7 protein-coding genes are annotated in these 6070 nt (G+C 38.0%); 2 read left to right on the top strand and 5 right to left on the bottom strand.

Annotated elements, in window-relative coordinates; genetic code table 11:
* The coding region (locus HMPREF0013_RS0105640) for an IS30 family transposase (protein ID WP_029767087.1) at window positions 1-248 on the top strand (248 nt) is incomplete at its 5' end.
* On the opposite strand, the gene HMPREF0013_RS19230 is transcribed toward HMPREF0013_RS0105640, so the two are convergent.
* From HMPREF0013_RS19230 to pncB, 5 genes are all read right to left on the bottom strand, one after another.
* Window positions 239-598, bottom strand: a complete 360-nt coding sequence (locus HMPREF0013_RS19230) for a hypothetical protein (RefSeq protein ID WP_005804380.1) — start codon at window positions 596-598, stop codon at window positions 239-241. The genes HMPREF0013_RS0105640 and HMPREF0013_RS19230 overlap by 10 nt on opposite strands.
* A 130-nt stretch (window positions 599-728) precedes the next feature.
* Complete coding sequence (locus HMPREF0013_RS19225) at window positions 729-1949, bottom strand: acetamidase/formamidase family protein (RefSeq protein WP_025464158.1); 1221 nt, start codon at window positions 1947-1949, stop codon at window positions 729-731.
* Between the two features lie 430 nt (window positions 1950-2379).
* A complete protein-coding gene (asd, locus tag HMPREF0013_RS19220) occupies window positions 2380-3231 on the bottom strand; it encodes an archaetidylserine decarboxylase (protein ID WP_014207963.1) in 852 nt (283 codons plus the stop codon).
* Window positions 3228-4076 (bottom strand): sulfurtransferase, encoded by an 849-nt coding sequence (locus HMPREF0013_RS19215; RefSeq protein ID WP_025464157.1) that lies wholly within the window; start codon window positions 4074-4076, stop codon window positions 3228-3230. Before HMPREF0013_RS19215 ends, asd begins: the two co-directional genes overlap by 4 nt.
* A 148-nt stretch (window positions 4077-4224) precedes the next feature.
* Complete coding sequence (gene pncB, locus HMPREF0013_RS19210) at window positions 4225-5439, bottom strand: nicotinate phosphoribosyltransferase (protein ID WP_017398994.1); 1215 nt, start codon at window positions 5437-5439, stop codon at window positions 4225-4227.
* Window positions 5440-5607: 168 nt separating this feature from the next.
* Here pncB and dtd point away from each other — a divergent pair, with 168 nt between their 5' ends.
* Window positions 5608-6051, top strand: a complete 444-nt coding sequence (gene dtd / locus HMPREF0013_RS19205; protein WP_005804375.1) for a D-aminoacyl-tRNA deacylase — start codon at window positions 5608-5610, stop codon at window positions 6049-6051.
* The last annotated feature ends 19 nt before the right edge of the window (window positions 6052-6070 follow it).

The following is a 6070-nucleotide window of genomic DNA, read 5'->3' as shown; positions in this document are numbered from 1 at the left end:
ATGTATATTTCTGTGACCCACATTCACCCTGGCAAAAAGGCACATGCGAAAATATGAATGGTTTAATTAGGCAATATTTACCTAAAGGGATTGATTTAAATCAGGCAGATCAGCATTATTTAAATCAAGTTGCCATGTCACTGAATACTCGTCCTAGAAAAGCGTTAGATTGGCTTACACCATTAGAGAAATTTGCTCAGCTTGTTGATTATCATAAGACTTTTCAAACTGTCGCACCTCATGTTTGAATTCGCCCACTATTACCGACAAATTTTGACTTTAACCATGGAAAAGCAAAACCACGGATAAGAAAAACCGCTGCAACAAGCGACAGAATAATTTTGGTAAAAGGTAATACCTGTATTCCCCTTGCTGCAAAGAAGGCATACATAGAACATACAGTCAGAATTAATCCCACAGTTATAGCTGTAAAATTAGGATACCAGTGCCCTCTTTCGGCCATCTGGACAATACTTTTACCAGCCCCTAAAAGCCGAAAACCATTTGCTCCCCAGAACACACAAACAAAATGAAGTAATGCAGCACAGAATGTTAATAGTGCAGCAAGATATAGTAGAACGTTCGGAAGTGATTGCATTAGATTTTATACTAATCAATATATGTGAGATTTATTATACTTAATTATAAAATATATAAAACTGATAAATATTTAAAATAAGATTAGCTTGGTATTTAATATTTTAAATACCAAGCTCAGGTCATCTCAATTATTTACTCTCAAACTCTTTAAAATCAGCTTTTCTGATTTTTGCATGGATCCCTTTGGTTTTATCTACTACTTGTGAAACTTCAAAATCAGTTGCTGCGCTTAAATAGGCGTACGCTGTCGCTTCATCAATACCGTATTCTTGGTTTAAGAAACGAATGGCTTCACGTGTAGATTTCTTCATCGCTTCATCAAGATCTTCATCTAGACCCGGTGTAATCCAAAACTCAGCATTTTCAGCTAAAGGTTGTTTTAAATCTTTGCCCGGTATTTTGTCCTTACCTGCTTTGAGTAAGGTAAATTTCAGCGTGGCGCGGGCTGAAGCTTCTAGTGCCGTTAATGCCACTTCCCCATCGCCTTGCGCGAAATGACTATCACCCGTATAGAATAATGCACCTTTAACCTGAACAGGATAATACGCGGTTGAACCTGCACCTAGTTCATTAATATCAATATTTCCGCCATACATTGCAGGTGGTACAGAGTGAACAGGCTCAGACGTATTGGCTGCTACCCCCATAATTCCCATAAAAGGATAGAGCGGAAAACGTATTGATTTACCAGATTCTGTTTTTAATACACCTTCGTATTCACCTTTAGCATTTTTTTCGATTGGGGTGAAAATCGATACATTTCCATAACGTTCAGGATGCTCAGCCGATGCATTTTCTTGCTTTACTTTTTTAGGAAACTCCCCTACTAAAGCACCTTTACCATGTCGATTTGAAATCACACCGTAAGGAACACGTGGCTCAACTTTAAGTACTTCAACTTTCAGAATATCACCGGGCTGTGCGCCTTCAATTGCAACAGGGCCTGTCACAATATGCGGCCCATCTTTATGAAAATCATGCTTTAAATTTGACTGCGTAATTATTTTTGCATCTTCCAAGATTTCATTAGATTTGACACCTTTCGATTGAAAGAACTTTTCAGCATTACGCCCTTGGTCTTCAAGCAAACCTTCATGAGAAACCGTATCAAATGTCACAACACTACCCGACGGAACAGTAAGCACGGGTTTAGCATCTCGATTTGGTAAATAGCCCCATGTAATGGTATTTAAAGTAGATGGAACATAATAATTACCTTTATATTCCCCAGTTTGAAGTTGAGTAGGCTGTTTTGAAATTTGATTTAAAACTTTAAAATCATTGGCATGGCTGAGTGAAATACAAAGTACAGATAAAACCGAAGCTGTCAGGCGTTTAACTTTTAACATGATTTCAGAACCTAAAAAAATATGAAAATTACAGTAAGGTCCTGAATAGTCAGCAAGCATTGTGCCAAGGCTAAAGTTGTGTAATATCTAAAAAGCGCCTCTTGCTTATAAAAAAATAAATAATTTTTTAGATTTAACAACTTATCTTCAAATAAAATTAAAACCTCGACTTAAGTCTAACTTAAATATTTCATTCTATTTTTATTTATTAATTTTTAATCATATTAATATTTTTGCTCTCTTCAGATACATATTTATAGACTAGCTTATATAACGTACTCATTTAGATCACTTAATAATAATTATTTTTCTATATAATATAAATCCAAACATAGTTATATATTTTAATTTTATATAGCTCAAATCAAAAAAATAAACCCTGAATAATTAAAGTCAGGGTTTACTTATTTTATAGTGGTTATATCGTTTACTAAACTGTATGTCCCATGCGCTCGCCCATTACAACTACAGACTCAGCTTTAAAACGTTGTTCCCATTCGATCTTATCTTTTTCAAATAAAATAACGGCTGTAGAACCCAAATAAAAACGTCCAAGCTCAGCACCTTTCTCTAGCTTTAACTGATGATGCTGTAATTCGATACGACCTGAAGGTTTTACCTTGCCTGTTGCCACAGTTTCAATACCAGCAACAATCATTGCCCCCACTAGAACAACAGCCATACGGCCAAGTTCAGTATCAAACAAACACACCATACGTTCATTACGAGCAAATAATCCCGGTACATTTTCAGCAGTGACCTGATTTACCGAAAATAGCTCGCCTGGCACATATAACGTTTCTGTTAAAGTACCTGCAAACGGCATATGAACACGGTGGTAATCGCGTGGTGATAAATAAACTGTCGCGAACTCACCATCTTGGAATGGCTGAGCAAGTTGTGGATCGCCAATTAATTTCTCTACAGAGAAACTTTGACCTTTTGCTTGAAAGACTTCACCCGCAGTAATTTTACCAATTTGGGAAATTGCGCCGTCCGCTGGTGACACAATGCTATCTGCATTTTCATCAATCAGACGTACACCTTCTTTTAATGCACGGGTAAAAAAGTCATTAAAAGATTTATATTTCAGTGCATTGCCTTGTTCAGCAATCGATAAATCAATCCCATACTTAGCTTTAAATGCATGAATAACAGCGTTTTTCACAACTGGATTTTCACTCGCAGCAACTTTACCTACCACACGGCTCAATTGATGCTGTGGTACAAGATTTTGTGCCTTAATAAATAATTCTTTTTTTAATCGAGATGTGAAACTCACGAGGGTGATTCTCCAGTAATAATAGGACTATCGAGGCGATTGCCCCATTCACTCCACGCACCATCATAGGCTTTTGCTTCCCAGCCCAAGAGTCTAGCCAGAATATAGGCCAAACCGGAACGATGATGTGACTGGCAGTACACGACTACAGGTTGTTGTAAATCGAACCCAAGTTGTTCAAGGCGCTGCCGCGTGCGTTCAAGCGGATGCAATTTTAGATGATTTTGACGATTAAGTGCAGTACTCCATTCAAAATGGAGAGCATTTGGAATGTGACCGCCGCGTCGCGCTGCTAAACGGACACCACTATATTCATCACTCGTTCGGCAATCCCACAGTTGCACACTTTCTTGTTCAACTTGTTTGCGTAGCTCTTCATAGTTCACACGGAACTGCGCAGCATGTGATAAATCAATTTGAATTAAGTCTGCAACAGGAGAAACTTTTTCGACTTCTGCTGTAGTGGGTAAGCCTGCACCTAACCATGCATGGATACCGCCGTTAATTAAACTGGTACGGGTAAATCCTAGGCAATGCAAATTCCAGATTAAACGTCCAGCCCATGCCCCGCCTTCATCGTCATACACTACGACATGATGATTAGGTGAAATATTCAATTTTTCAATAAGTGCTTGTAAACCCGCTTCATCCGGCAAAACACCAGTTGCTTCTTCATGCTGAGCCACTAACCATTTAGGCTGTAAATGAATGGCATGTGGAATATGGAGTTGTTCATAAACCGATGCACGGCTCAAATCTATAATGCGAATATATTCATTGCCTAAATAAGGCACTAATTCTTCTGCTTCTATTAATAAATCGAGTTTAAAATCAGGGAGTGTCATCGTCATGGTTTCTTTTTATACCAGCTTATTTTCAATCTTAGCATAAGCATATATCTAACAAACTCTGATTTTCTGCTACGCTTTAGCAAAAAATCAGATATCAGCATTCTCACTTTTAAAAATAAAAAATAGCGAGACTACTTTTTACTTAAACCGCTTCTTCAAGTTCTTCGATTTCAAAAACCTGACGTAAATAGGCCAAGAAAGTATCGTTGTCAGTCATGGTTTTACCCGGACTATCTGAGATTTTCGCAACTGACTGACCATTACACTCAACCAGTTTCAACACAATATTCAGCGGCTTTTGCCCCATGTCGTTGGTTAGGTTAGTTCCAATGCCAAAACTCACCTGGAAACGATCTTTAAAGTATTGATGCAATTCCCATGCCTTTGGCAAATTAAGGCCATCGCTAAAGGTCAGCATTTTGGTTTTGGTATCAATTTTTAATTTACGGTAATGTGCATACGCCTTATCGCCCCACTCATACGGGTCGCCACTGTCATGACGTAAACCATCAAAGAGTTTGGCAAAATACAGGTCAAAGTCGCGTAAGAAAGCATCCATCCCTACCACATCGGTTAGGGCAATTCCTAAATCTCCACGGTACTCTTGTACCCACGTTTCCAGAGCAGCTTTTTGGAAATCACGCAAACGTACATCAAGTGCCTGAAAAGCTTGTAGGAACTCATGTGCCATGGTCCCGATTGGTGTAATGTTAAGCTCTTTAGCCAGCAACACATTACTTGTACCACGGAACACATTTGGTACAGTTTTATGAAATGCCGCTACGACATGCTTTTGCCATGCAAAGCTATAACGACGGCGTGTACCAAAATCAGAAACTAAAAACGGGGGATCATTCGGCTGTTGAGATTTTTCATATTGCTGAATCAAATCGAGTTTGGCTTGTAAACGGCGTTCGCCTTCGGCCCAAACTTGGTCTGTTTTGATACGGCTAAAATACAACTCGTTTACAATGGCTAGGACAAAAATCTCGAACATCATCGCCTGAACCATCGGTCCTTCAATATGAATATCTAATCGGCCTTCTGCATCAATACTAGCCTGAATAAAACGACGTTTGAGTTGGAATAATTCTAAGTAATCGACAAAGTCGCTTTTAATAAATCGTAATTTTCTTAAATATTGTAGCTCGTCTTCTTTATATTTGAGATTACATAAATGGTCGAGTTGCTCGTTTAAGTCATCCAAAATATCCACTAATGGATAGACTGTATCTTCTAAGTTTCTGCAACGAAAATGATAGACACTATGTGTTTGCGGGAATTTATGTAGAACCACTTGTAGCATCGTAAATTTGTACAAGTCTGTATCTAGTAAAGAATGGATAATTGGAGACATAGTCAATGATTATTCGCTTGCTTCTTAGCATTAAAGCATATTTTTATGGATGAATTACGAGGTTTTATACCATTGTTGCAGTTCCATGAAATTTCCTTTTAAAAATCATTTAATTTAAATTCTGCTAAACTACGTTAATTCAATTAATTATAGAAATTTGCTTTAATTATGCGCGCTTTAATACAACGAGTTCTTGAAGCCAAAGTGGTTGTAGACGGTGAAACTACAGGCGAAATCCAACACGGCCTACTGGTGTTTTTAGGCATTGGCCGAGATGATACTTTGACTATTGGCCAAAAGCTTATTGATAAAATTTTGAAATATCGAATTTTTGATGATGAACAAGGCAAAATGGGCTGGAACGTGTCTCAAGCAAATGGTGGAATCTTGCTTGTGTCACAATTTACCTTGATGGCACAAACACAAAAAGGTCTGCGTCCAGACTTTGGCCCAGCAATGCCACCTAGCGACGCAAAAGCGTTATACGAACAATTGGTTGAATATACACATTCTCAATTTGAAAACGTTCAAACCGGAATTTTTGCTGCTGATATGAAAGTTCATTTGATTAATGATGGTCCGGTGACATTCAATCTAGAAGTCGAAGCATAGATATAAAAANNACACACGT

The organism is Acinetobacter sp. SH024 (genome assembly GCF_000163635.1).
In the GTDB taxonomy this organism is placed as follows: domain Bacteria; phylum Pseudomonadota; class Gammaproteobacteria; order Pseudomonadales; family Moraxellaceae; genus Acinetobacter; species Acinetobacter pittii.
Note: the sequence above shows the minus strand (reverse complement) of the source record. Positions and strands in the feature narration are given on the sequence as shown.

Coding starts and splice junctions, on each gene's coding strand:
- HMPREF0013_RS19230 (WP_005804380.1), bottom strand. CDS start 598: ATGCAATCACTTCCGAACGTTCTACTATATCTTGCTGCACTATTAACA.
- HMPREF0013_RS19225 (WP_025464158.1), bottom strand. CDS start 1,949: ATGTTAAAAGTTAAACGCCTGACAGCTTCGGTTTTATCTGTACTTTGT.
- HMPREF0013_RS19215 (WP_025464157.1), bottom strand. CDS start 4,076: ATGACACTCCCTGATTTTAAACTCGATTTATTAATAGAAGCAGAAGAA.
- pncB (WP_017398994.1), bottom strand. CDS start 5,439: ATGTCTCCAATTATCCATTCTTTACTAGATACAGACTTGTACAAATTT.
- dtd (WP_005804375.1), top strand. CDS start 5,608: ATGCGCGCTTTAATACAACGAGTTCTTGAAGCCAAAGTGGTTGTAGAC.